This window comes from Desulforamulus putei DSM 12395 (assembly GCF_900129195.1).
In the GTDB taxonomy this organism is placed as follows: Bacteria; Bacillota; Desulfotomaculia; order Desulfotomaculales; family Desulfotomaculaceae; genus Desulfotomaculum; species Desulfotomaculum putei.
Genome location: NZ_FQUY01000002.1, coordinates 36,825 through 58,339 on the forward strand (window position 1 = coordinate 36,825; position 21,515 = coordinate 58,339).

Sequence of the window (21,515 nt, forward strand, 5' to 3'; positions counted from 1 at the left end):
AGAAGTATAACAATTACTGAAACTGTGTGAGAGTTTGCCTTCAGGCAGATAGCCATGCGGCTACGTCAATTATTTGCCGCTCCTTTTCCCCTGCCTGAAACCGAAATAATAACCGATAAAACCTGCTCCCACAGCGGCCTGCAATGCAAACAGCAGGCTTTCGATTTCACCGCTGGGTGGTTCCCACAGGGGTTGGAACCAGGGTTGATAACCAGCGTTTATTTCAGCAATGGCTTCTTCCGCCTGGCCGTCGGCGCCGCCGAATTCTGCATCATGCGTCATAAACAAGGGTAAGACAGAAAGGGCTACCACCACTGCTAACAACAACAGGTTGATTACGAGTCTGTTTTTAGAGCAATGCCCCTTAGTTATTGTACTCATATTTCTCCTCCTCAGATAAAAGATAAAGTGACTTAAGCTCGTTGCTGCTGTAAACGGTCAAAAGGTTAAAGATTAATACCGTAAGAAGGCCTTCGCTGATGGCCAGGGGTACCTGGGTTAAGGCAAAGATACCCATGAACTTTGTTAAAGAAGCCATAACCCCTCCCGTTTCGGCGGGAAAGGCCAGAGCCAGTTGGAAAGAAGTCGTAACGTAGGTAAGCAGGTCACCCAGTGATGCTGCCAGAAAAACTGCCAACCACCTGGGACCGCCAAGCCCTTTGACCAATTTGAAAATACCGTAGGATACAAAGGGTCCCACCACAGCCATGGAAAAGGTATTGGCCCCGAGGGTGGTAAGGCCGCCGTGGGCCAGCAGAAGGGCCTGAAATACCAATACAATACAGCCCAGTACACTCATGGTGACGGGGCCAAACAGAATTGCTCCCAGTCCTACCCCGGTGGGGTGGGAACAACTGCCGGTCACCGAGGGAATCTTCAGGGCGGAAAGGACAAAGGCAAAGGCCCCGGCCAGACCCAGAAGCATTTTTATTTGAGGGTTTTTGTTAATGTTTTTTTGGATGGAAATCAGTCCCAGGATAATAAAGGGGACAGACAGAACAAACCAAAGGAGACACCATTTGGCGGGCAAAAAGCCTTCCATAATGTGCATGGCGTAGGCTGTATCGGGTGTCAAAAGGAAAAAGGATAACATGAAGGCCCAAAATACTGTATTCTTTAAGGTCATTTCATTCACTCCTTGATTAACTCATGTTTTATACAACTATGAAAGCAATCAGGTTAATCGGTATCTAACTTGGCAAAAGCTTCCTGCAAATGTTTTATATATATTTCAATAATTTTCTCATTATCCAAAAGGCCTGTTAGATCGGTGAAAACCGTGTACCTGTGGGCCAGCTCATTTTTCCAGGAATCCGGCTCGTCACCTGCCAAATCGTTAATGGCGTGGTCCCCGGCGATGTTCATAAATGGCATGAGGGTAACCCGGTGGAAATTCTTCCTTGCCAAATCGGATTTTACTTCATCCAATGAGGGGTAGCCTTCCACCGTGCCCAGAAAGACGTTTTCAAAGGACTGCCGGAGCATATCATTGAGGCAGCCGTAGGAACTGAAAGTATGGTGGCCGCTGCCATGGCCCACCAAAACCAGGGCATGATCTTCATCGGCCGGGACATAGGATTTTAATGCTTCTACCACTGCCCTGTAATCCGCCGGTTTATATAGGAGGGGTGTACCCAGGGTTAATTTATGAAAACCAAATTTTCCGATCCTGGTTTGAAAATGTTTGCCCGCAGAACCATGAAAACGGGCCATGTTGTCCACCACATTAACCAGGTCATAAAATTCCTGGCCCGGCAAAATGTGGACAGACTGTACGGCTACCCTGGTGTAACCTTCATCCTGCAGTTTAGCCAGAGCAGTGATGGGACTGTCCACCGCCTTTCCCTGTTTTGCCAGGGCGGAACGGATGGTTTTTGCGGTATAGGACCAGCGTACTTCTACGCCGGGAAATGCTTCTCTTACTTTGTTCTCCAGGTTGTTAAAAGATGCTGCGGCCCTGGTAACGTTGGTGCCAAAGGTGACCAGCAGGATTGCTTTGTTTTCAGCCATTGTACATTTCCCACCTTTCATGCAAAATAAAAAACCTTAACGGGCAAGCGTTAAGGTGACAGGTCAAAAAAGACATGAGTATGCCTCTGGTAACTGCTTGCCTCTCCTCGGGAGGTGATCAGTTAAGCGTCAGGCAGGTCTCCTGACTGAGGCGTAAGCGCTAGTTTCGACCTTCCCGGTATCACCAGTGGTGTAAATGAAACTAACTAGCCATCACAGTGGCCGGACCGTTCGGGATTTGCACCCGATTCCCTTTTAAACCCCCCTGGCAAGGGGTACCTGACACTTCCAAATATATGTAGTTCTTATGCCATAATACCATTTAACAGGTATAATGTCTATACAAAATCCTATTGAGCATGAATATGTTAAGTGATATTGCCAGTTGTTTCATTTAGCATTACAATATTTTTTATCATAAAATCTTCTTACAGGTGCCCCCCGGGGAGAATAGGGAATCGGGTGCAAGTCCCGAGCGGTCCCGCCACTGTAAACGGTGAGCCGATACCAATTCTAAGCCACTGGCCGGCAGGTTGGGAAGGCAGGTATTAAGGCAGTGACCCGTAAGCCAGGAGACCTGCCTGTAGGAAGTTTTATTATCTGAGGATGATGGTAAAGTTCTCAGCCTGTTTGGGCTGGGATTTTTTATTTTATCAATCAAAATCCATCATTTTTTGATGAGATTATTAAAAGTTAGGAGGATATCAATGGAATTACTTCATCAAACACTGGCAAAGATTACGCCCCCTGACCGGGCATGTGAAGGTTTGGCGCAGCAGAGGTTGGATAACCTTACGAAACCTCCGGGCAGCCTGGGTGTGCTGGAGGACATTGCCCGCAGGCTGGCGGGCATCCAGGGAAAACCCCTGCCGGAACTGCCCCGGGAGAAAGTATCCCTGGTGCTGGCCGGCGACCACGGGGTGGTGGCCGAAGGAGTCAGCGCTTTTCCCCAGGAAGTAACCCCCCAGATGGTGCTGAATTTCCTGCGCGGCGGGGCAGCCATCAATGTGCTGGCCCGCCGGGCGGGGGCCAGGGTGGTGGTGGCAGATATCGGTGTAGCCGGGCCCCCTCTGGAACAGGAAGGGCTCATTGCCTGCCGGGTCAAATCCGGTACGGAAAATTTTGTGCTGGGCCCCGCCATGAGCAGGCAGGAAGCTGTAAAAGCAGTGGAGACAGGAATTGCCCTGCTGCAGCAACAGGTGAAGGAACGACCGGCCCTGGTGGGCATCGGCGAAATGGGGATCGGCAATACCACGCCCAGCACTGCCATTTTAGCTGCTTTCAGCGGGCTGCCCGCTGATCAATTGACCGGGCGGGGCACGGGGATTGATGAAGCCCGGCGGCAGCATAAAGCCTTTGTGGTGACCCGGGCCCTGCAGGTGAACCGGCCGGATGCCCGGGATGGGCTGGATGTCCTGGCCAAAGTGGGGGGCCTGGAAATTGCGGGGTTGGCCGGCATCATTTTGGGCTGTGCCGCCGAGGGGATCCCGGTGGTGCTGGACGGCTTTATCTCCGGGGCCGCAGCCCTGGTGGCCCACTCCCTGGCCCCCCTGAGTCGAGAGTATATGCTGGCCTCCCATCTGTCCCAGGAACCGGGTCATCGTATCATGTTGGAGATGTTGGGGTTAAAACCGATTCTGCATATGGAGATGAGACTGGGCGAGGGGACCGGGGCGGCCCTGGCCTTCCCCATCATTGAATCGGCCATCTGCATCATCAATGAAATGGCCACCTTTGCTGAGGCAGGAGTCAGCCAGGGAGAATAAAACCTGAGGGTGAAGTTTTTAAACTTCACCCTCGGGTTTTTTAGTTAACAAGTGTTTTTTTAAATAGCTTTTTAAGGAGAGATTAAAGACAAAGAGACTTATGGAAGTCAACAGGGCCAGTAAATCATCTTCCATTCTTTTCACCTCTGTCAAACAGCGCTATCTGATTGGGACAAAAAACCTTTTTATTTTTTAACCACAACCTATCAAAGAGGTAATAAAAAACGCTGTCCTTTATATGTTGAATAAAGGGGGTGTTAGGGATGCTGTCTCCCAGTTTGGAAGATTACCTGGAGGAAATTTACAGGCTGAGCCGGAGCGGTGAAGCCGTACGGGTGACAGATATTGCTGCTTGCTTAAACGTAAGCTTGCCTTCGGTAACCAGGGCCCTGCAAAAGTTAAACGAAAGCCAGCATATTCATTACCGTCCCTATAAAGACATAGTGTTAACCGAAAAGGGGAAGCAGTTGGGCCATTTTTTAGTAGAAAGGAATAGATTTATACGGGAATTTTTGCGTTTGATCGGTTCCCAATGCGATGTGGCGGCGGAGGCCGAGGCCATGGAACACTATCTTTCTTTGCCAACCCTGACGGCCATCATCAACTTTGTTAAATTCACGGAGCAGCACCCTTCCTGGCTGGACGAATTTAAAACATACTGCAGGAAGGAAGATGCCAAACAAAAGGACAGGGCTGAATCCCTGCCGCTCATTTAAACCAAACCCAGAATCCTTGCCGTCTGGGCTGCTATAAAACAAACCGTGCAGGCAATACCCAGGGGGATGAAAGCAGCCAGACAAGCCCACTTGACACTTCCCGATTCTCGCCAAATGGTCCAGAGGGTGGTGCCGCAGGGAAAGTGCAGCAGGGAGAACAGCATCATACAAACAGCGGTTACCCAGGTCCAGCCGTGCTGTACCACAAAAAGATGGTACAAATCTTGTAAACTCTCCAATTCAGTCATGGCGCCGGCAGCCAGATAGCCCATAATAAGGATGGGCAGCACAATTTCGTTGGCCGGCAATCCCAAAATAAAGGCCATCAGAATAAAACCGTCCAAACCCATTTGTTGGGCCAAAGGGTTTAACCAGTTGGCGCCATGGGCAAGGAGGCTCAGATTCCCTATACGGATATTGGCCAGCAGCCAGATGACCGCACCGGCCGGAGCTGCCACACACACCGCCCGGCCCAGGACAAACAAGGTGCGGTCGAAGATGGAGCGAACAATGATTTTGCCTACTTGGGGTTTTCGATAAGGCGGCAGCTCCAGAGTAAAAGAAGAGGGAACTCCCTTCAGCAGGGTTTGGGAGAGAACCCAGGACACTGCCAGTGTAACGGCGATCCCAAACAGGACAACCCCTACCACGACGGCTGTGGTGGCCAGGGAATTCCCCAGTCCGAAAACCAGGAGTCCGGCCAGCGCTATGAGGGTGGGAAAACGTCCGTTGCAGGGCACAAAATTGTTGGTCAGCATAGCAATCAAACGTTCCCGGGGCGATTCGATGATCCTGCAGGCCACCACCCCTGCGGCGTTACAGCCAAACCCCATGCTCATGGTAAGGGCCTGCTTTCCGTGGGCGCCGGCAGTTTTAAAAAAACGGTCCAGGTTAAAGGCGACTCTTGGCAGGTATCCCAGATCTTCCAGTAAGCTAAAGCAGGGGAAAAAAATGGCCATTGGCGGGAGCATTACGGAAACCACCCAGGCCAGGCAACGGTACATACCTTCCACAAAAAAACCCTTTACCCAGGCGGGCGCCTGTAACCAGTAAAGAAAATCGCTCAGGCGGTCCTGGCCCCAGAAAAGCGCCGATGCAATGACCTGCGAAGGATAATTGGCGCCGGCCACCGTAAGCCAGAATACCACCCCCAGTAACAACAGCATGGAGGGAAATCCCCACACCCTGGAGGTTAGAATATTATCCAGTTTTTCATCCCAATCGACTCCTGGTTTTTCCCTCCGGGTAACAACCCTTTGCGTGATTTCTTCCGCCTTATGGTAGATCTTGCTTACAACGGCATCGTTAATTTTCAACGAACCGTTGGGGTTCAGGATACTTACTTCCCTTAAAATATAATCCAGACCATTCAATTGAGACCTTTGTCTCATGCAAGAATTTCACCTCCTGCTGCGGCCCTGACACGCGTCCCTTCCGCCAGCCATTTTTTGAGGGAACGAATGACGGTTTCATCACCATCCAATAACCGTAAGGCCAACCAGCGGCTGTTGAATTGCTCTCCCACCAATTCCTTCAGTTTTGGCTCCAGCTTTCGGATGCAGTGCTCAATCGCCTCATCATACTTCACAATGTATGGCGAGGTTTTTACAGTGCCGTCGGCTATTCCTGCAACTGCCTGTTGTAATGCTGCCAGGCCTGCGCCTTCCCGGGCGGTGGCAGCCACCACCGGTACCCCCAGTTCGGCAGACAGGGACTCAATATTAATTTCGATGTTTTTCCTTTTTGCTTCGTCCATTAAATTTACACAAACGACTACTTTGGCAGTGATTTCAAGAACCTGCAGGACAAGGTTAAGATTTCTTTCTAAACAAGTGGCATCTACAACCACAATGGTTGCGTCGGGTTTGCCAAAACACAGGTAATCCCTGGCTACCTGCTCTTCTGCCGAATGGGCTAACAGGGAATAGGTTCCGGGCAGATCAATTAAATTATAAACCCGTCCCTGAAAAATAAATTTGCCCTCGGCCCGCAGGACGGTTTTTCCGGGCCAGTTGCCGGTATGCTGGTTTAAGCCGGTCAAGGCATTAAACAATGTACTTTTGCCGGTATTTGGATTGCCAGCCAGGGCAATTACGTAGGCCGCCCCGGGAACCATACCCCGCTGAAAAATTTCCCGGTTTACACCGCTGCCGCAGGACTGGTGTGTCAAGCCCATGTTTAATCCTCCTTAAGGTTCACCAGTATTTTTGATCCCTCTTCCCGCCGAAAGGCAATCACTGTCCCCCGAATTTTATAAGCCTTGGGGTCCCCGGCAGGACTGATGCGAAGGGCTTCCACCCGGGTTCCCGGCACCAGACCCAGATCCATCATCCTCCGCCGTGTCATCCCCTCCGCCTGAATGGAATTGATAACGGCTGATTTCCCCACCGGCAAGTCACAAAGGGAAATGATATGTTCCGCCGAAAAAATGCCCCGGTCACTTTGCATAAGGATTCCCCCCGAGTAAGTTAGAAGTGTTTAACTAAATTAGTCCCGACTAACAATAGGCCAAGGCATCAGTGAAGCATTTTGAAGAAAGGGATCGGTGATGAAACGCAGCCCCATAGTTAGAGCCGGCTAACTGTCAGGCGGGTTCTACCATCATGCTATGACCGGCGGTAACTCTTTGTTACAAAAAACTTGGTCCGAGGGCCAAAAAGGAAACAGACCCCATTTGTGGTATGGTATTGCCGAAAAATGTCCGGTTAAAGTACAATTTAAAGGAATATGAAAAGAGGTGGAGAGATGAAGCGATTTATCCTGTGGCTGATGGCCGTTTTATTAATGCTTTTTACCGGACAAGCTTGTTTCGCCAATGAAACGGATACAGCGGGCGGCATGGAGGCGGGCAAGGAAATTATCGTCCGGGCCCGGATATTGGAAGTAACGGAAGGGAAGGACCATGCGCCGGATCTGGAGGGCTGGGTCCAGGGAAAAGAGCAGCTGGTTACGGCCAAAGTGCTGAGCGGCCCTTACAAAGGACAGGAAGTGAGCTTTTTTCATGTGGTGCCGGACCAGCCCGGCATGGCAGTAAACGTTAAGCCCGGTGATGAAGTGATTTTATCGGTGGAAGTTGAGGGAAACAAGATTACCAATGCCTTTGTTGCAGACCATGCCCGGGACAAAAAGCTGTATTACCTGGCCGGTGCTTTTGCCCTGCTGATGGTTGCGGTGGGGGGGATCAAGGGGGCCAAATCGGTTCTGTCACTGGCTTTAACAGGGGTGGGCATCTTTTATGTGCTGCTCCCCCTCATGTTTAAGGGACACAGTCCCCTTTTAATGACGGTGCTGGTGGCTGCTGTCATGACCACCGTTACCATGGTGCTGGTGCATGGTTTTAACCGCAAAACCCTGGCGGGGGTTATCGGCACCACCAGCGGTGTCATAACGGCAGGTTTTTTGGCCATGCTGGTAGGTACCGCGGCCAAACTTACCGGCTTTAGCAGCGAAGAAATGCAAATGCTGTTGTACATCCCGCAGCAGGTAAAATTTGATTACCAGGGCCTGTTGTTTGCCGGGATGATTATCGGCGCCCTGGGTGCCGTGATGGATGTGGCCATCTCCATTGCCTCCGCTGTGGAGGAAGTAAAAAGGGCCAACCCCTCTCTGGATACCCGGGCCTTGATCCGGGCGGGCATTAATGTGGGCAGGGATGTCATGGGCACCATGGCCAACACCCTGATCCTGGCATACACCGGGGGAGCCATTCCGTTAATCCTTATCTTCATGGCCTACGACATGCCCTTTTTAAAAGTCATTAACCTTGACCTGATCGCCACGGAAATTGTCCGGGCCTTAACGGGCAGCATCGGATTAATCCTGGCCATTCCCGTTACCTCCCTGGCCGCCGGCCTGTTGTTTACCCGCCTCAAGCGGTTAGAAAAAAAGACAGATCTTGCAAATTGAGGTGAATGCCTCGATTTTTTATAACCAAAATTTTTCAACAGGTCTGTTGACGTGGCCGGCAGGAAACAGTAGAAATATGACAAAAATGTACTAAAGAAGACACTTGGCGGGGGAGATGATCATGGACGACAATTTACTAAAACCTGTACCGGAAGTTACTTATTTAACATCGAACATCGCCTGGCGATACCGGGCCATACTCCGCTATTTTTATTTACAGCATGAGCAGCTACGCTATTACTTGTTTCCCGAAGAAGTGCTGGAATACCTTAAGGAGAGCCCGCATTTTGCTGATTACACCGAAGAAAACCTGCAGCAGGATTTAAACCAGCTGGTCAATTGGAAGAACCTTATTCCCCGACAGGATACGGGAAAGGTATACAGCATTGAGGATTTTAAAAAGAAAAGATTCCGCTATCAGTGTACCCCCTACACCATTGAAATTGAACGGATGGTACAAAGGTTGGAGCAAATGGGCCAGTCCTTTGGCGGGTCCCTGGAAAAGACCTTCTTTATTCGCATTCTGGAAGCCCTCCTGAAACTAACCCCTGACACCGGTGAAGATATCTACCGGAAGATTAACAAGTTATCGAATGAAGAATTAAATATGGTTTGGGATGACCTGCAGGGCAACTTTAAGAACCTGACGGAAAATGCCGCCGACTATTTGGCTTACCTGCAGAGTGAAAAAATAGAAGAAATGATGATGACGGAGGCGTTCCTGGCTTACAAAGACGCCCTTACGGAGTATCTCCGGAATTTTATGACGGTCTTACAGCGCACCTCCTTTCGCATCGAGGTACTTCTGGAACGTATACCGGCGGAATTAATTGAACTAATTGCCGGCCGCCTGGCGGACCACTATTTAAGCATCCCGCGGCTGGAAGAACAACCGTCCAGGGATAAACTGGTACAAAACTATCTTTTGCAGTGGCAGGGATTTAAAAATTGGTTTTTGGGGCGGGAAGGCCGGGACGGCGACCTGGTCTTCCTGCAAAATGCCACCACCGAAACCATCCGCCGCATTACGCGCTTTGCCCAGCGGCTGGGGGAAAGACACCATAATTTTAAAAGCCGCCGCCGGGACTACCTTCACCTGGCAGAATGGTTTAACAGGTGCCGGGATTTAAAAGAAGCCCATAAACTTTCGGCTTGTGTTTTTGGCGTGTTTCACAGCCGCCATCTCTATGCCGGGGTAAAGGAAACCGAGAATATTTACGCCGAGATATGGCATGAAAAGCCCACTGAACTCACCTTGAAGCCCAGGGTCAGAACCTACCGGGAAAAAACAAAAACCGGCGCAGTGGAGAGTCATCAGGAAGAAAAACAACAACTGCTGGAACAATACCTGCGGGAAAAGGAAACGGAACAAAGGCTGATAGACCAGATCATCCAGGGGGACCGCATTGTGCCGGCCGAACTTCCCCAGATAGACCCCTTTATCAGAAAGACTTTGCTGAACTGGATTGGCAAGTGTATGACCAACCCCCAGCTGACAGGAAAGACGGAAAACGGCCGCCTGATCCGTCTGTCTTTGATCGATGACCGTGAAATCACCCTGCGGTCCCCGGACGGGGATTTACGGATGCCAAACTACTTGATCCAATTTTTAAACTAAACAAGTGATGGGTGAATATTGTGCGAATTGATAAACGGGACCACACCTTTGATGAAACAGCCAAAGAAGCGGCGGAACACCTGCTGGAGCAATTCTGGATTTTGCGGGATAAAGAACCGGACAAATACCAACTGGTTCGGCAGCGGGAACAGGTATTGCGCACCTACTTTCTGGAGAAAATGGGCTTTCGATTAATTTTACACCGGCACTTCGCCAAACTGGAAAAAGTACCCGCCGAACCGGAGCCCTGGATGGGCATTCAATCCTTTAAGGATACCAGGGATTATGTCCTTCTTTGCTGCTTGATGGCCTGCCTTGAGAATAAAGCAGTGGAAGAACAATTTTTGCTTTCCAACCTGTGCGAAGAATTGCAGGGGCTTTATCCCGGTGAAGAAGGGTTGGACTGGACCCATTACGAACACCGCAAATCCCTGGTGCGGGTGCTGCAGTTTGCCACCGAACACGATGTTGTAAAGGTGGTGGAGGGGGACGTGAGCGACTTCAGCTATACCGAGACCCATGAAGTGCTTTACGAAGTTCCCATAACCGCCCGCTATTTTCTCCGCTCCTTTCCCAGGGATTTATTTCAATTGCAAACTGTTGAGCAAATTCTGGCGGCAGAAACCATGGGACAAGAGGAAACCACCGGGGCTTCCAGAAGGCACCGGGTTTACCGGATGTTGTTCTTATCGCCGGCCATGATGATGAAAGGGGCAGAGGATGCCGACTTTTTATACCTGCGCAATTACCGCCATCGTATCCGGGAGGATATTGAGAAGCATACGGATTTTCAGTTTGAACTCTATAAAAACACGGCCATGCTTACCTTGACCGAGCGCAAGTCACGTTATACCTTGTTTCCCGATAACCGGGCCATCTGTGACATTGCCCTGCAATTTGCCTCTGTGGTGCGCCGGCAGCAGGAGGAAGAAAAGTTTTCCCTGCTGCCTGACGGCAGCATCTATCTGACCCCGCTGGAATTTTTGCATTGGCTGAGCCTTTGCCGGGACCGGTATGGAGCGGGTTGGAGCAAACAATATCGGGAGATGGATATTGCCGAGGTGGGCAGGGAACTGCTGGAACTGCTGGTGGAATGGAAAATGGCCGCGGAGGATGAGGAGACAGGTGTCATTTATCTCTACCCTCTGCTGGTAAGAACCACCGGCAGCTACCCCGGGGACTTCAAGCCCGAGGCAGCGGAAGGAGAGGTATTCTATGAAGAAGAATAAATGGCATTTACACCGGGCAGGTGTCTTGAATTTTTGGTACTACGATGAAGAGGAGTTTGCCTTTGCCAATGGCAAACTGCTGCTCAGAGGGAGCAACGGGTCAGGGAAATCTGTGACCATGCAGAGCCTCATCCCGGTGTTGCTGGATGGTAAAAAAAGCCCCGACCGCTTGGACCCCTTTGGCTCCAAGGCAAGAAAAATGGAGGATTACCTCTTAGGTGAAAAAGGAGTGGTGGACCGGGAAGAACGGACCGGCTACCTCTACCTGGAATATAAGCGGGAAGGATTGGAACAATATCTGACCACCGGCATGGGTCTTCGGGCCAAAAGGCACAGCAACCTGGAATCCTGGTATTTCGTTTTGTTCGACAACCGCCGGATTGGTCGGGATTTGCTTTTATATGAAACGGTCTTCAGTGTGGAGGACGGCAAAGAACAAAAGATACCCCTTTCACGGAGACAGCTGGAAAACCGGGTGGGGAACGGCGGGCGGGTGGTTAAGACCCAGCAAGAATACCTGGATCTGGTCAACAAGCATCTCTTTGGCTTTGAAAACCCCGATGCCTTTGAAGAACTGGTCAAACTGTTAATTCAATTGCGCAGTCCCAAACTGTCCAAAGATTTTAAGCCCACGGTCATCTATGAAATTTTAACCGATGCCCTGCCTCCCCTTTCCGATGAGGAATTACGTCCCCTGACGGATACCATTGAGAATATGGATCAAACCAAGCAGCAGTTGGACCAGCTGATGCGGGAACAGCGGTCTTTAAAAAGGCTTTGTCACCAGTACGATCAGTATAACCGGTATGTTTTGGCTGAAAAGGCCGATGGTCTCCAGAGAGCCCGGCGGGACTTGGATAAACTTCTCAACCGCCGGCAAGAAGTGCAAACAGCCCTGCAACAAAAGCAGGATCAATTGGACCGGCTGAACGAAAAAATGGAGCAGGTCAAGCTGGAAAGGGATGTCCTGACGGAGGAAGAAAAAAGTCTCCGGGAGCATGAGGCCTTTAATGCCGAAGAAGAACGGGCAGCCATTGAGAATAAAATATCCTCCCTGCAAAAAAACATCCAGCAAAAGAAAGACAGCCTGGAACAAAAGCAGCGGAAAGAACGGCAGTATCAGGAAAACCTTTCTGGCCTGACAAGCCAGGTACAGAAAACCGAGCGGGACATGGAGAACCTGCTGGACGAACTGGAACTGGACGCGGCGGAGGCTGACTTTACCAGTCACCCGCCGCTGGCGGAGGAATTTAAGAAAAACTATCAAAAGGGTTATGGCTTTGAACTTTGGAAGCAAGAATCCCGTGCTTATAAAAATCTTTTGGAAAATATCTTGAAAACCCTGGGGGAACAAACCAGGGCCGGCGAAAAATACAAAGAGGCCGAGCGGGAGCTGGCGGAAGCCAGTAAAAAACTGGATTTAGCTAAAGAAGAGGAAAGAAAGTGGACCCAGCTTTTTGAGGAAGAAAAGGACAACCTGCTGGCGCAGTTCCACCGGTGGGTAAAGGAAAACAGTGAGTTTTTGCTGTCCCCGGAAGAAATCCAAGTGGTTTCCCAGCGGATCATGCAAATATTTGAATACTACCAGGGGGAGGAAGTCAAGGAGCCGGTCCAAAGGGCCTATGAAAAATGGTTTGGCGCCCTCCAGGAGCAGCTTAGCCAGCAAGACCATAAGATTACCGTCCTGCGTGAGGAAATTGCCGCCAAAGAAAAGGAACTACATGAATGGAAGAAAAGGAAAGACCCCGAGCCGGAGCGGCACCCGGACACTGCAGCGTCACGGGAGAAACTGGCGGCAGCACAAATTCCCCATGTGCCCTTCTACGCAGCGGTGGAGTTTCACGACCATATCCAGCCTGCACAGCGGGAACGGATTGAGGCAGCCATTACTCATATGGGTCTGTTGGATGCCCTCATTGTGCCGGAAGCCTATCTTGACCGGGTGGGTGAGTATGACCGGGTCATCAAACCTTCCCCCCATATCTTTGCCTATACCCTGGCAGACTTCCTGTACCCCACCCCGGTGGAGGGAAGCGCTGTCAGGGCCGAGGACATTGACAATGTGCTGCGCAGCATTTTAATAGATGATACCGGCCAGGGAGCGGCCGTGGTACGGGAGGACGGCTCTTACCAACTTTCACTGCTGCAGGGCCATGCCCCCGGGGCTAAATCCATCTACATCGGTCAGGAATCCAGACGCCGCTATCGCGCGCAAGTGATTGAAGAATTAAAAAGCCAACTTCTTCAACTGGAGCAGGAATTAAACAAACTGATAGAGCAAAAGGAACAGCTTGCGGAACGGAAACAGCGCCTGGTGGCAGAGAACCGTCAATTTCCTTCCTTCCGAGATGCCAGAACCGCTTACGATACCCGGCAGGACATGTCCCGGCAGGTGAAACTGCGGCAGGAGGACGTAGAGCGAAAAAATGACCTGGTCAAAAAAGCCTATGGCAAGCTGCAGGACATTAAAAACACGCTGCGCCGGTTAACGGCAGAAATGAACCTGCCAACCACGGAGGAAGCTTATCAAATTGCCTGGCAGCGTATGCAAAATTATATAAATCTGCTACATAATTTGGAACTGGTTCACAAAGACCACATGAACTTGCAAAAAAACATCGGCCACTTGCAAGGGGAACTCCATGACCTGATGGCCGATGTGGATGAACTGAAGGGCGACCTCAATGTGTTGGAGGGGGACCTGAAGAAAAATGAAGTCAAACTCAAGCAGGTGCTGGAGCGCCTGCAGGAACTTGGCGCAGAGGAAATTCGCGCCCGCATGGCACAGGTGCTGCAGCGTTTACAGGAAATCCCTGATGAACTGATGCAGCTGGCCCGGCAGATTGAAGGAACCCGGCGTGATATGGAAGACGCGGCAAAGGAGATAGCGACCATAGGGGAAACCCTGTCTTACACCAACAGGCTGTACAGCGCCTGGCAAAGGGTATTCCTGGAAGATTTAAAACTGGGCTATGTGACGGAAGCCGAAGCAGAAACAGACACCGGGGAAGCGGGACTGATGAAAAAAGCAAAGGAGGTCCTGCAGGCCTACGGGCATCTTCTGCAGGATAAAACCATCGACCGGGGCAAAGTTGAAAACCGGTTAAATCAAGTCTTTTACCAGGAGCAAGGGGTTCTGGTGGAATACCGGTTGACCCAGGAAGAAAGCCTGGAAGTTACAGACCTTCCGGAAGTGGAAGATGGGTCGCTGAGGGTCCGGTTTGAACAACTGCGGCAGAAGTCCCGCCGGGTTGTACTCCTGATGGAGTATAACGGTAAAAAGGTCAGTGTTTATTACGTCCTTCAACAAATGGACAAAGATATTGATCTGCAGAAAATGATCCTCAACGAAAAGGATCGGGAATTGTACGAAGAGGTCATCTTGAACAGTGTGGGCCGGGTGATTAAGCGCAGGATAAACCGGGCCGAAGAATGGGTTAGGCAAATTGACGAATTAATGAAGCAAAGGGATACCTCCAGCGGGCTGACCTTTTCCATTCAGTGGAAGCCCCGCACCGCAGAACACGAAGAAGAAATGGACACCCGGGACCTGGTGGAGCTGCTGCGTTCAGACCCGCGCCTTTTAAAGGAACAGGACGTGGAACGGGTTACCCAGCATTTTCGCTCAAAGGTGAACCGGGCCAAAGAAGTGCTGGCCGATAAGGGATACGGCGAATCCTTCCACCAGATCATTAAAGAAATGCTGGACTACCGCCAGTGGTTTTCTTTTACCCTCTACTACCGTCGGGAGGGAGAACCCCGCAAAGAGCTGACCAACAATGTTTTTTATACCTTCAGCGGCGGGGAAAAGGCCATGGCCATGTACATCCCGCTGTTTTCCGCCGCCTACTCCCGCTACCTGGAGGCCCGGGAAGACGCCCCTTACATCATCTCCCTGGATGAAGCCTTTGCCGGGGTAGATGAAAACAATATCCGGGATATGTTCGACCTGGTGGAAAAACTGGGGTTCGACTATATCATGAACTCCCAGGCCCTCTGGGGCGACTACGACACGGTGTCCTCCCTGTCCATCTGCGAATTGGTGCGGCCCAAAAACGCTCCCTATGTGAGCGTAGTCCGTTATTACTGGGATGGCAGGGCAAGACATTTGTTGCACAAACGGGAGAGTAATCTATGAACCTGCAGCAGGCAGTTGCCTACTTTAAACAGGAAAAGGGGTTTCACCGGTTATTGGACCTGTTTACAAAAAAATATCAATCTTTGGGCAGAATTGGGGGAAGTGTAAGGCTTGACTCCTTAACCCGGGCAGAAAGAGAGGCCCTTTCTTCCTTGCTGCGTCGGGATTTTGGCAAACAAGATTCTGTCACCGTAACTTTGGAGGATTTTGAGCAAGCCCTGCAAAAAACAAGGTTCAGCGGCGTAGGCCTGAAGGAACTGCTGGAAGGTTATTTCGGGCAAGACATCCTCACCCGGGAAGACATGGAAACTCGTTATCAAAGCCAAAAGAAACAATTCTGGCAAGAACTCTATGATCAACATAGCCATGAAAACTGCCGCCTGTGGCTGAGACACATTGAAAATAAAGGCAAGGGAACCCGGGGCATTCACCGGGTCTATGACCGAGATGCGATGCTGTTAAAACGCCAGCTGGCAGCTGTGTTAACGGCGCTGGCCCAACTGCCCGGGGACGGTAAGGAGGTCCGCTACGAAAGACTGCCCTTTTTTGCCAGCCGCATTACCGGCGATCCCCACGGTTTTGACTTGGACACCGACCAGGGCAGGCTTTTACTGTCCGGGTTACAGTTTCTGCGCTGGCAGCAAAATAAGGACTACCCCATCCAGCCGTCCCTCAGTTCCGAGGATAAAACGGAGCTGCTGGGGCATTTTGGCATCGTCAGAGATGACCTGCTGAATTTTGCTACCTGCACAGGTATCCTGGGTTTTCGGGAACATGAAACAGAACCGGCGTTACTTTGGCGATGCGCCATGGAAGAGGGGGTGGTGCTGAATGCCCCCTTGCGGGAAATCATTAAAATGGAACGGTTCATGCCCGGCATCTCCTATTACCACCCGGACAAAGAGGAAGTTGTGTTCGTGTCGGAAAATTCCGGTGTCTATTCACAATTGTTAGATCATTTTACGACCAGGGAAACGCCGCCGATTCTTTGCACCCACGGGCAAATTAAACTGGCAACCTTGATTTTGTTGGATAAACTTGTCCAAAACGGTGCCATGATATATTATTCCGGTGATTTTGACCCGGAGGGGCTTTTCATGGCGCAACGACTGCTCATCCGCTATGGTTCAAGGGTAAAACTCTGGCATTATAGTTTGCGTGATTATACGGGCGCTATATCGGAAGTGGAGCTGGATGACGCCAGATTAAAGAAATTGCAGGGGATTTCGAATTTAGAGCTGGCCCCGGTAAAGAATGAAATGCTGCAGCAGCGCAGGGCCGCTTACCAAGAGCATTTGATTAAAGGCCTGGTGGCAGATATTGAAACCTATCTAACTTCAGGATGTCTCTGACAATGCTGGAAACCACTCGCTTTTGGGCATATAATTGTATGCTGGAAGTAAAGGAAACCCTGTGACGGTTGAGCTGCACAGGGTTTTATACTATTGTGTTTTGTTGCGGGTCCGCTTGCCCAGGTAGATATAACCGATCACAGCAACGGTGATGAGAAGGACACTCATCACCTGGGCGGCCCGCAGGGGGCCGATCATCAAGCTGTCGGTACGCAGCCCCTCAATAAAGAATCTTCCCAGGGAATAGAGGGCCAGGTAGATCATAAACAACTGCCCCTCGGCATGTTTTCTTCTTCGCACCAGTAAGATGGCAAAAACCAGCAAATTCCACAACGATTCATATAAGAAAGTGGGATGACGGTAGGCCCCGTCGATATACATGGCCCAGGGCAGATCCGTGGGATAGCCGTAGGCCTCCTGGTTGAAAAAATTGCCCCAGCGGCCAATGGCCTGTCCCAGGGGGAAGCTGGGGGCCACGATGTCGGCCACTTGCCAGAACCTTAACCCCCGGACTCTGGTGAAGATATAGCCGCACAGGATGGCTGTGATCAATCCCCCGTGGATGGCCAGCCCGCCATGCCACAGTTTGGGGATTTCTGTGAGGTTTTGACCGTAGTAGTCCCATTCCATGATTACATAATACAGCCGGGCCCCCAGCCAGGAAATGGGCGCGCAGATTAATACCATGTCGATGATGTCATCTTCCCTGACTCCCAGCCGGCGGGCCTCCCGCAGGGCCAGCCAGGTGCCCAGCAGCACCGCCACCATCATCAACACGCCGTACCAGCGCACGGTGATGGGGCCCCAGGTGAAAATATACGGGCTGATATCTGAGTAGGTCATATTATTCACCGCTCTTTCACAGGTTGTCATGTCTTTTATTTTAACCGTCTCCAGACTAATTTCTCAAGAATATATCATTTATATTTCGGTGGAGTACCTTTGCCAATGAAACGAGCAGGAAGATTGTCATGGCTGACCTGATTTCTTCCTTGTATTCCCAGTTTGGTTGTACTATAATTTCTCTGACCCCTTTCCGGGGGCAAGAAGGTTGAAAGCAGGAGTAAGCCATGAAAATACCCAGAATTGTGATGGCAGGGACCCACAGCGGGGTCGGCAAAACCACCTTGACGCTGGGGCTGCTGGCTGCCCTGGGCCGGCGAGGGCTCCGGGTGCAGCCCTTTAAAGTGGGGCCCGATTATATAGACCCGGGTTTGCACAGGGCGGCAGCCGGGCAAATTTCCCATAACCTGGACAGCTGGATGGGCTCCCCGGAGGAAGTCCGGCAGCTCTTTCTCAAGCATGCCCTGGCAAGTGATCTTGCGGTTGTTGAGGGGGTCATGGGGTTATTTGACGGCGCCAGGGGGCAGGGGGAGGCCGGCAGCACCGCCCAGGTGGCAAAAGTATTAAAGGCCCCTGTGGTGCTGATTTTTTCGGCCAAAGGGCTGGCCCGCAGTGCAGCGGCGCTGGTCAAGGGTTACCGGACCTTTGACCCGGAGTTAAATATTTGCGGAGTGATTGCCAATGGCGTCAGCAGTGAACGGCACCGGCAGTTGATCCGGGAAACCATTGCAGGGGAACTGGGGATTCCTCTGCTGGGAGCCCTGGACAACCGGCAGGAAATTGTCATGCCCCAGCGCCACCTGGGCCTGCTGCCGGCAGAGGAAAACAACGATTTACATAACATACTCCGGCAGTTGGCCACCATCATCGAGGAACAAATTGATATTGATGCCCTTTTGCAGCTGGCCCGGCAGGCGCCGGACCTGGATGCAGGGGCCGTTTTGCCTGCGGCCGGACCCTTTACCGGGGTTCGCCTGGCCGTGGCCAGAGATGAGGCCTTTAACTTTTACTACCAGGACAGCCTGGACTATCTGACGGAACTGGGAGCGGAGGTACAATTCTTCAGCCCCCTGAAGGATGCGGCTCTGCCCGAAAATATACACGGCATTTATATCGGCGGCGGTTTTCCGGAACAGTTTTTGCCCGCTTTGTCCGCCAACCGTTCAATAAAGGAACAGATTTACCTGGCCTGCCGGAACGGTATGCCTGTTTATGCGGAGTGCGGGGGACTGATGTACCTTTGCCGGAGCGTCTGTACTTTATCCGGGGAACGGTATGACGGCGTGGGACTGGTGCCGGCCGGGGTCAGGATGGGGAACCGGCTGGCTGCCCTGGGGTATGTCAGGGCCACAATAATCCGTCCCGGCATTTTGGGAGGGGCGGGGTTGGAACTTAAAGGACATGAATTTCACTGGTCCAGCCCGGAGGATTTTCCGGAGGAGTTTTCGGCCTACCGGCTTAGCGGGGGGAGGGGCCAGGACGGTCGCACCGAAGGCTATGCCAGGGACAATTTGCTGGCCTCTTACGTGCACCTGCATTTCAGGTACAACCAGGAGGCGGCAAGGAATTTGCTTGCTGCCTGTGCAAACTATAAAGAGTTTGGGAGACAAGTCAAATGAACGCTGAGTTGAGGACCGGTTATACCACCGGCAGTTGTGCTGCCGCAGCCGCCAAAGCAGCGGCCCTGGCCCTGGTTTACGGCACGGTGGCCCATCATGTAACCATATCCCTGCCCCGGGGAGGGCGGGTGACCCTGGAGGTATCCCGGGTGGAAATAGGGGAACACTGCTGCCGGGCAGAGGTTATCAAAGACGCCGGGGATGACCCGGATGTCACCCACGGCCTGACCATTGCGGCGGAGGTTAGTTTACAAGAGGGAGAGATTTTTATTACAGGGGGGCCGGGGGTTGGTACCGTCACCAAACCCGGCCTGGCGGTGCCCGTCGGGCAGGCGGCCATTAACCCGGTACCCAGGCAGATGATTGAGCGGGAGGTCCGGGAGGTACTGGGCCCTGGCAGGGGTGCCAGGGTGGTGATCAGCGCCCCCGGCGGGGAGGAAGTGGCGGCCCAAACCATGAATCCCCGGCTGGGCATTGTGGGCGGCATCTCCATCCTGGGCACCGGCGGCATTGTGCGCCCCATGTCCGAGGAAGCGTACCGCCGTTCCCTGGTTCCCCAGATTGACCAGGCCCTGGCCCTGGGGTACCGGCGGCTGGTATTAACACCCGGCCGGCTGGGTGTAAATAAAGCCGGGGAATTGGGGTTACCCCCGGCAGCCGTCGTTGAAACCAGCAATTTTATTGGCGCCATGCTGGAGGAGTGTGCCCAAAGACCGGTGGAGGCGGTCCTGTTACTGGGTCATCTGGGCAAACTGGTAAAGGTGGCGGCAGGGATTTTTCATACGCTGGGCAGGCTGGCCGACGCCAGGCGGGAGACCATTGCCGCCTATGCGGCCCTGCAGGGGGCGCCCCGGCATGTTATTGAAGCATTGATGACCATGAATACGGCGGACGAAGCGGTGGAAATACTGAAAAACTGCGGCCTGTCCCGGGTGTTCCACCGGCTGGCCGCCGCTGCCAGCCGGCGGGCCGCCTGGTATGTCCGGGATAAGTTCAGGGTGGGCACCCTGATGTATGCACTGAGCGGGGAGATTGTGGGGTACGATGAAGGGGCCAGGCAGATCGGGGGGCAACTGGGATGGCAAATCGAATTAAAATAATCGGGGTTGGACCCGGCAGCCCCGATTTTTTAACCGCTGCCGGGGCTGCCGCGCTGCAGGAAGCCGACATACTGGTGGGTTCCCGGCGCCTGCTGCAGGATTTTGCCCGTCCCCACCAGGAGGTTTTTCCTCTGGGACCGGACCTCGAGGAAGCCGTTCGGTTTATCCGCCGGTGTTATGAAGAAAGACAGGTGGCGGTCCTGGTGTCCGGGGACACAGGTCTATACAGTTTTGCCTCCTATCTGGCCGGCAAATTCCCCGGGGATCGCTTGGAGTTTATCCCGGGCATCAGTTCGGTCCAATTGATGTTTGCCCGGTTAAAAATACCCTGGCAGGATGCGGTGGTGCTGAGCCGCCACGGCAGAGAAGACAATCGTTTGCTGGGAGCTGTGCGGGCAGGGTTGGTGGTTGCAGTCTTGACGGATGCGAAAAACAATCCGCAGGGTCTGGCAGAGGAACTGCTGGCGGCCGGCTGTTCCGACCTGCCGGTGTCCGTGGGCTGTAATCTTTCTTATGCTGATGAAGTGCTTTATAGAGGAACTTTGCGTTCCTTAAAAGAATGTAAACAAAAATTCCTCAACTGCGTGGTGGTTATCGGTGTCTAGAATAGATTGGCCCTATGTTACGCCGGGGATTCCGGATCATCTGTTTAAAAGAGCCGGCGGGATTCCTATGACCAAACAGGAAATCAGGATGATCGTGCTGGGGAAGCTGAGGCTTTTTCCCGGTGCGGTGGTTTATGATGTGGGAGCGGGGACCGGCAGTATTACCGTGGAGTGCGCCATGCAGGTCAAGCATGGCACGGTCTATGCTTTGGAAAAGGACGGCAGCGCCGATGAACTGGTGGAGGCCAATGTGCGCCGGTTCGGGTTGAACAACATTAAGCTGGTGCCGGGATTGGCCCCGGCCACCATGGAAAAACTGCCGGCGGCGGACCGGATTTTTATTGGTGGCAGTGCCGGGGCTTTGCCGGAGATTTTGCAGACCGCGGACCGGAAATTAAAGCCCGGGGGGTGGCTGGCGGCCACTGCCGTTACGTTGGAAACCGGGCCGCTGGTGCTGAAGTTCCTGGAGGAGCAGGGGTACCAGCAGGTGGAGGCCGTCAGCGTTACGGTGGCGGAGGCCAGGCAGGCGGGCAAGGCTCATATGTGGCAGGGGCAGAATCCTGTGGTTGTGGTTAGTGGGCAGAAGCCGGAATAGGGTAGGCGATTGCGGTTT

Annotated in this window: 18 protein-coding genes and 2 riboswitches; of the genes, 11 read left to right on the forward strand and 7 right to left on the reverse strand. The window is 52.3% G+C overall.

The window, feature by feature from the left end:
• Positions 1-69 precede the first annotated feature (69 nt).
• The 3 genes from BUB67_RS02385 to BUB67_RS02395 are packed head-to-tail and all read right to left on the reverse strand — an operon-like array spanning position 70 to position 2,010.
• Entirely contained in the window at positions 70-381 is a 312-nt protein-coding gene (locus BUB67_RS02385) for an energy-coupling factor ABC transporter substrate-binding protein (protein WP_073235188.1), read from the reverse strand.
• On the reverse strand, positions 365-1,126 hold the full coding sequence (locus tag BUB67_RS02390) for an energy-coupling factor ABC transporter permease (RefSeq protein WP_073235190.1): 762 nt from the start codon (positions 1,124-1,126) through the stop codon (positions 365-367). The genes BUB67_RS02385 and BUB67_RS02390 overlap by 17 nt, the downstream gene beginning before the upstream one ends.
• A gap of 53 nt (positions 1,127-1,179) precedes the next feature.
• Positions 1,180-2,010, reverse strand: coding sequence for a sirohydrochlorin cobaltochelatase (locus tag BUB67_RS02395; RefSeq protein ID WP_073235193.1), 831 nt, complete (start codon positions 2,008-2,010; stop codon positions 1,180-1,182).
• Positions 2,011-2,125: 115 nt separating this feature from the next.
• Positions 2,126-2,308, reverse strand: a riboswitch (cobalamin riboswitch).
• A 117-nt stretch (positions 2,309-2,425) separates the two neighbouring features.
• Positions 2,426-2,609: riboswitch (cobalamin riboswitch) on the forward strand.
• Positions 2,610-2,717: 108 nt separating this feature from the next.
• Here BUB67_RS02395 and cobT point away from each other — a divergent pair.
• Together cobT and BUB67_RS02405 are read left to right on the forward strand one after the other, a co-directional pair.
• Positions 2,718-3,776, forward strand: a complete 1,059-nt coding sequence (cobT, locus tag BUB67_RS02400; protein WP_073235196.1) for a nicotinate-nucleotide--dimethylbenzimidazole phosphoribosyltransferase — start codon at positions 2,718-2,720, stop codon at positions 3,774-3,776.
• Between the two features lie 263 nt (positions 3,777-4,039).
• Positions 4,040-4,492 (forward strand): metal-dependent transcriptional regulator, encoded by a 453-nt coding sequence (locus BUB67_RS02405; RefSeq protein ID WP_073235199.1) that lies wholly within the window; start codon positions 4,040-4,042, stop codon positions 4,490-4,492.
• On the opposite strand, the gene BUB67_RS02410 is transcribed toward BUB67_RS02405, so the two are convergent.
• From BUB67_RS02410 to BUB67_RS02420, 3 genes are read right to left on the reverse strand one after another with little or no spacing between them, the layout of a single operon-like run.
• The gene (locus BUB67_RS02410; protein WP_073235203.1) at positions 4,489-5,883 is read right to left on the reverse strand and encodes a nucleoside recognition domain-containing protein; all 1,395 of its coding nucleotides are present in this window, start codon (positions 5,881-5,883) and stop codon (positions 4,489-4,491) included. The two genes, BUB67_RS02405 and BUB67_RS02410, sit on opposite strands and share 4 nt — an antisense overlap.
• Entirely contained in the window at positions 5,880-6,668 is a 789-nt protein-coding gene (locus BUB67_RS02415) for a FeoB small GTPase domain-containing protein (protein ID WP_073235206.1), read from the reverse strand. Before BUB67_RS02415 ends, BUB67_RS02410 begins: the two co-directional genes overlap by 4 nt.
• 2 nt (positions 6,669-6,670) lie before the next feature.
• Positions 6,671-6,940 carry a FeoA family protein gene (locus BUB67_RS02420; RefSeq protein ID WP_073235209.1) on the reverse strand — a complete coding sequence of 90 codons (270 nt, stop codon included), beginning with the start codon at positions 6,938-6,940 and terminating at the stop codon, positions 6,671-6,673.
• A 297-nt stretch (positions 6,941-7,237) separates the two neighbouring features.
• On the opposite strand from BUB67_RS02420, the gene BUB67_RS02425 reads away from it, so the two are divergent.
• From BUB67_RS02425 to BUB67_RS02445, 5 genes are all read left to right on the forward strand, one after another.
• The gene (locus BUB67_RS02425) at positions 7,238-8,398 is read left to right on the forward strand and encodes a YibE/F family protein (protein ID WP_073235212.1); all 1,161 of its coding nucleotides are present in this window, start codon (positions 7,238-7,240) and stop codon (positions 8,396-8,398) included.
• 121 nt (positions 8,399-8,519) lie between these two features.
• The gene (locus BUB67_RS02430) at positions 8,520-10,016 is read left to right on the forward strand and encodes a TIGR02677 family protein (RefSeq protein WP_073235215.1); all 1,497 of its coding nucleotides are present in this window, start codon (positions 8,520-8,522) and stop codon (positions 10,014-10,016) included.
• A gap of 20 nt (positions 10,017-10,036) precedes the next feature.
• Positions 10,037-11,245: a TIGR02678 family protein gene (locus BUB67_RS02435; protein ID WP_238456918.1), complete on the forward strand. Its 1,209-nt coding sequence runs from the start codon at positions 10,037-10,039 to the stop codon at positions 11,243-11,245.
• On the forward strand, positions 11,232-15,383 hold the full coding sequence (locus tag BUB67_RS02440; RefSeq protein WP_073235218.1) for a TIGR02680 family protein: 4,152 nt from the start codon (positions 11,232-11,234) through the stop codon (positions 15,381-15,383). Before BUB67_RS02435 ends, BUB67_RS02440 begins: the two co-directional genes overlap by 14 nt.
• Entirely contained in the window at positions 15,380-16,735 is a 1,356-nt protein-coding gene (locus BUB67_RS02445) for a TIGR02679 family protein (protein WP_073235220.1), read from the forward strand. Before BUB67_RS02440 ends, BUB67_RS02445 begins: the two co-directional genes overlap by 4 nt.
• Before the next feature lie 90 nt (positions 16,736-16,825).
• On the opposite strand, the gene lgt is transcribed toward BUB67_RS02445, so the two are convergent.
• Positions 16,826-17,578: a prolipoprotein diacylglyceryl transferase gene (gene lgt, locus BUB67_RS02450; protein ID WP_073235223.1), complete on the reverse strand. Its 753-nt coding sequence runs from the start codon at positions 17,576-17,578 to the stop codon at positions 16,826-16,828.
• 227 nt (positions 17,579-17,805) lie between these two features.
• Here lgt and BUB67_RS02455 point away from each other — a divergent pair, with 227 nt between their 5' ends.
• Genes BUB67_RS02455 through cbiT form a run of 4 tightly spaced genes read left to right on the forward strand, consistent with a single transcriptional unit; the run spans position 17,806 to position 21,497 of the window.
• Positions 17,806-19,197, forward strand: coding sequence for a cobyrinic acid a,c-diamide synthase CobB (locus BUB67_RS02455; RefSeq protein WP_073235226.1), 1,392 nt, complete (start codon positions 17,806-17,808; stop codon positions 19,195-19,197).
• Positions 19,194-20,297 (forward strand): cobalt-precorrin-5B (C(1))-methyltransferase CbiD, encoded by a 1,104-nt coding sequence (gene cbiD, locus BUB67_RS02460; RefSeq protein ID WP_073235229.1) that lies wholly within the window; start codon positions 19,194-19,196, stop codon positions 20,295-20,297. Before BUB67_RS02455 ends, cbiD begins: the two co-directional genes overlap by 4 nt.
• Positions 20,276-20,902, forward strand: coding sequence for a precorrin-6y C5,15-methyltransferase (decarboxylating) subunit CbiE (gene cbiE / locus BUB67_RS02465; RefSeq protein WP_073235232.1), 627 nt, complete (start codon positions 20,276-20,278; stop codon positions 20,900-20,902). The genes cbiD and cbiE overlap by 22 nt, the downstream gene beginning before the upstream one ends.
• Positions 20,895-21,497 carry a precorrin-6Y C5,15-methyltransferase (decarboxylating) subunit CbiT gene (cbiT, locus tag BUB67_RS02470; protein WP_073235235.1) on the forward strand — a complete coding sequence of 201 codons (603 nt, stop codon included), beginning with the start codon at positions 20,895-20,897 and terminating at the stop codon, positions 21,495-21,497. Before cbiE ends, cbiT begins: the two co-directional genes overlap by 8 nt.
• Positions 21,498-21,515 lie beyond the last annotated feature (18 nt).

Excerpts from the sequence above, each read along its gene's own strand:
- BUB67_RS02385 (WP_073235188.1), bottom strand. The coding sequence starts at position 381 with ATGAGTACAATAACTAAGGGGCATTGCTCTAAAAACAGACTCGTAATC.
- BUB67_RS02390 (WP_073235190.1), bottom strand. The coding sequence starts at position 1,126 with ATGACCTTAAAGAATACAGTATTTTGGGCCTTCATGTTATCCTTTTTC.
- BUB67_RS02395 (WP_073235193.1), bottom strand. The coding sequence starts at position 2,010 with ATGGCTGAAAACAAAGCAATCCTGCTGGTCACCTTTGGCACCAACGTT.
- cobT (WP_073235196.1), top strand. The coding sequence starts at position 2,718 with ATGGAATTACTTCATCAAACACTGGCAAAGATTACGCCCCCTGACCGG.
- BUB67_RS02405 (WP_073235199.1), top strand. The coding sequence starts at position 4,040 with ATGCTGTCTCCCAGTTTGGAAGATTACCTGGAGGAAATTTACAGGCTG.
- BUB67_RS02410 (WP_073235203.1), bottom strand. The coding sequence starts at position 5,883 with ATGAGACAAAGGTCTCAATTGAATGGTCTGGATTATATTTTAAGGGAA.
- BUB67_RS02415 (WP_073235206.1), bottom strand. The coding sequence starts at position 6,668 with ATGGGCTTGACACACCAGTCCTGCGGCAGCGGTGTAAACCGGGAAATT.
- BUB67_RS02420 (WP_073235209.1), bottom strand. The coding sequence starts at position 6,940 with ATGCAAAGTGACCGGGGCATTTTTTCGGCGGAACATATCATTTCCCTT.
- BUB67_RS02425 (WP_073235212.1), top strand. The coding sequence starts at position 7,238 with ATGAAGCGATTTATCCTGTGGCTGATGGCCGTTTTATTAATGCTTTTT.
- BUB67_RS02430 (WP_073235215.1), top strand. The coding sequence starts at position 8,520 with ATGGACGACAATTTACTAAAACCTGTACCGGAAGTTACTTATTTAACA.
- BUB67_RS02440 (WP_073235218.1), top strand. The coding sequence starts at position 11,232 with ATGAAGAAGAATAAATGGCATTTACACCGGGCAGGTGTCTTGAATTTT.
- BUB67_RS02445 (WP_073235220.1), top strand. The coding sequence starts at position 15,380 with ATGAACCTGCAGCAGGCAGTTGCCTACTTTAAACAGGAAAAGGGGTTT.
- lgt (WP_073235223.1), bottom strand. The coding sequence starts at position 17,578 with ATGACCTACTCAGATATCAGCCCGTATATTTTCACCTGGGGCCCCATC.
- BUB67_RS02455 (WP_073235226.1), top strand. The coding sequence starts at position 17,806 with ATGAAAATACCCAGAATTGTGATGGCAGGGACCCACAGCGGGGTCGGC.
- cbiD (WP_073235229.1), top strand. The coding sequence starts at position 19,194 with ATGAACGCTGAGTTGAGGACCGGTTATACCACCGGCAGTTGTGCTGCC.
- cbiE (WP_073235232.1), top strand. The coding sequence starts at position 20,276 with ATGGCAAATCGAATTAAAATAATCGGGGTTGGACCCGGCAGCCCCGAT.